Consider the following 2,476-nt stretch of genomic DNA (forward strand, 5'->3'; position numbering starts at 1 on the left):
GTGCGGTGCGGTCACGGAAGCAGCCAATCGATCGGGTGCTGCTCGGCGAGGTGGAAGGCGCCGGTGGCCGGGGTCATGGAGTCGAGGGCGAAGGGCGGGCCCTCCTTCGACCAGGCGTAGCCGGACCGGGTGCCGGTGGCGTGTTCGAGGCGTACGAGGACGGCCACGGGCGGCCCGTCCTCGGTGAACCGCGCGGCGAGCTCCTTGTCCCCGAGGAAACCGGCGACCTTCTGGGTGTTCTGCGCGCTCCGTCCGATCGCCTTCACCCGGCCGCGCAGGGTGCCGTACCGCTCGGCGGGGGCGGACTGCACGGTGAGGTCGACCGGGGCGCCGAGGGGCACGGTGGCCGCGCTGTCCGCCGGTACGTAGACCAGGGCGAGGAGCGGGTCGTCGTCGCCCCGGACGCGCTCGACGGTGGCGACGTCGGCGCCGGTGGGGACGACGGTGCCGATCCTGGCGGTCACGGTGGTCACCCGGCCCGCGGCGATGGCGCGTACGGCCCTCTCGCCCCGGTCGGTACGGACCTCGAGCACGGGGGCACCGGCGGCGAGCCGTGTCCCCTCGTCGGCGAGGACGCGGGTCACCTGGCCGGTGACGGGGCTCTGGAGGACGTAACTGCCCTGGCCGTGGGTGAGGATGCCGGGGGCGCGGAGGGTGGAGGAGACCGAGCCGGTCACGGCCCAGACGCCCGCGGCGGCCATGGCGACGAGGGTGACGGCGAGGACGAGCAGGCCCTGGGGGCGGGCGTAGCGCACCGGCAGGTCGAGTTCCTCGGGCGACTGCATCTTGGACAGGGCCTGTTGGCGGAACTGCACGGGACGCTTTCCTTACTGTGCCGTGGCGGCTGCTGCGCCGGCATCTGCTGTGCCTGTGGCGTCCGTGAGCCCCGGAACCAGTGGTTCCGGGGCTCACGCGTCATGCGTCTCGGTGAGCCGTGGCTCAGAGACCGGCGGTCAGGCCGGAGGCCAGGCCCGTGACGGCGCCGGTGTTCACGCCGGTGACACCCTCGACGGTGCCGACGACGCCGCCGACGACGCCCGAGACGGGGGCGATGGAGTCAACGGTGTCCGTGACGTTGCCCGCGACACCGGCGACGAGGCCACCGGAGACGTTGTCGAGGTCGGCGTCGGAAATCTCGAGGGTCTCGACCTGGGGGGTGTGGTTCATGGAACTGCCCTTCTCATGAGCGGTGCAAAGGTGTTTTCAACACCGCGGATTTCTGGGGACGAATTCCGCGGTGGCCAGGATCAAAGCACGTTCGCACGTCGCACATCCAATCGAGGCAAGGGTGCTCCGGCGCGGTCGTGGCATCGAATCACCGCTGCGTGCAGGCGTGTTCACCGGCCAGGGACAGTGCCTTCACAATATTCACAGAAGGAAATCAGGTGAGCGGAAGGACTCCTTCCACCAAAGCGGACACTCTCGCCGCAAAGGGCGGTTCCGATGGCCGGTACAGGAAACCGTGGAGGCCGCTCGCGGCGAATTCCGTGACTGCGCTGCGCATTGGATGTGCAGGTCCATTGAAGGCCCGCGGGACCCCCGGCCGGGCGCGGCGCCCGCCCCCCGTCCGGGCGCCGCCGGCCCAACTGTTTCCGGCCGAGTGTGGCCAATCCTTGGACAGACCTTGAATCGCCAGGTCAGGGTGGGGCCGGTGCAGGTGGAGCGGGAGGTTCGGGCGGTGAAGGCGCAGTTCTCGGTGCTCGGCGACATCGAGGTCATGGTGGCGGACGGGCCGCTCGACATCGGCCACTTGCGACAGCGCGGCGTCCTCGCGGCACTCCTCGTCGACGCCAACCGCACCGTCTCGGTGGACCAACTGGCCGACCGCATATGGGCGGACCGTCCCCCGCAGCGGTTCCGCACCACTCTCTACAGCTACCTCTCCCGCCTGCGCAGGGCCCTGCTGCGGATCGAGGACACCGGCACCCGCATCGCGAAGGAGCCCGGCGGCTACCGGCTCGTCGTCGACGCCTCGGCGGTGGACATGCACCGTTTCCGGGAACTGGTCGCACGGGCCAGGGCCACCGCCGACGGGGAGCGGGCCGGGGACAGCGCGCACGGCGAGCGGACCGGTGACGGCTCCCACGGCAACGGTGAGCGGGCCGTGGCCCTGTTCGAGGAGGCGCTCGCCCTCTGGCGTGCCGAGCCGTTCGCCGCCCTGGACACACCCTGGTTCGGCGCGCTGCGCGAGGCCCTCCTACGCGAACGGCTCGCGGCGGAGCTGGACCGCAACGACCTCGCGCTGCGCCAGGGCCGCCACGGCGAGCTGCTCGCCGAGCTGACCACGCGGGCCGGCACGCACCCGCTGGACGAGCGGCTCGCCGGTCAGCTCATGCTCGCCCTGTACCGCTCCGGGCGCGCGGCCGACGCCCTCGGCCACTACCGGCGGACCCGGGACCTGCTCGCCGACGAACTCGGCGTCGACCCCGGGGCACGGCTCAGGGAACTGCACCAGCGCATCCTCACGGCCGACCCC

The 2,476-nt window shown here is 71.8% G+C and carries 3 protein-coding genes; 1 reads left to right on the forward strand and 2 read right to left on the reverse strand.

All coding sequences use genetic code 11. The features are described 5' to 3' along the window. Positions 1-11: 11 nt before the first annotated feature. Together AB8Z36_RS37080 and AB8Z36_RS37085 are read right to left on the reverse strand one after the other, a co-directional pair. Complete coding sequence (locus AB8Z36_RS37080; RefSeq protein ID WP_369217782.1) at positions 12-815, reverse strand: HlyD family efflux transporter periplasmic adaptor subunit; 804 nt, start codon at positions 813-815, stop codon at positions 12-14. Between the two features lie 124 nt (positions 816-939). Then, entirely contained in the window at positions 940-1,167 is a 228-nt protein-coding gene (locus AB8Z36_RS37085) for a type A2 lantipeptide (RefSeq protein ID WP_369217783.1), read from the reverse strand. A gap of 511 nt (positions 1,168-1,678) precedes the next feature. On the opposite strand from AB8Z36_RS37085, the gene AB8Z36_RS37090 reads away from it, so the two are divergent. After that, positions 1,679-2,476, forward strand: a 798-nt coding sequence (locus tag AB8Z36_RS37090) for an AfsR/SARP family transcriptional regulator (protein WP_369217784.1), incomplete at its 3' end; no start/stop codon positions are given.

Source organism: Streptomyces flavofungini, from assembly GCF_041028215.1.
GTDB classification, from domain to species: Bacteria; Actinomycetota; Actinomycetes; order Streptomycetales; family Streptomycetaceae; genus Streptomyces; species Streptomyces flavofungini_B.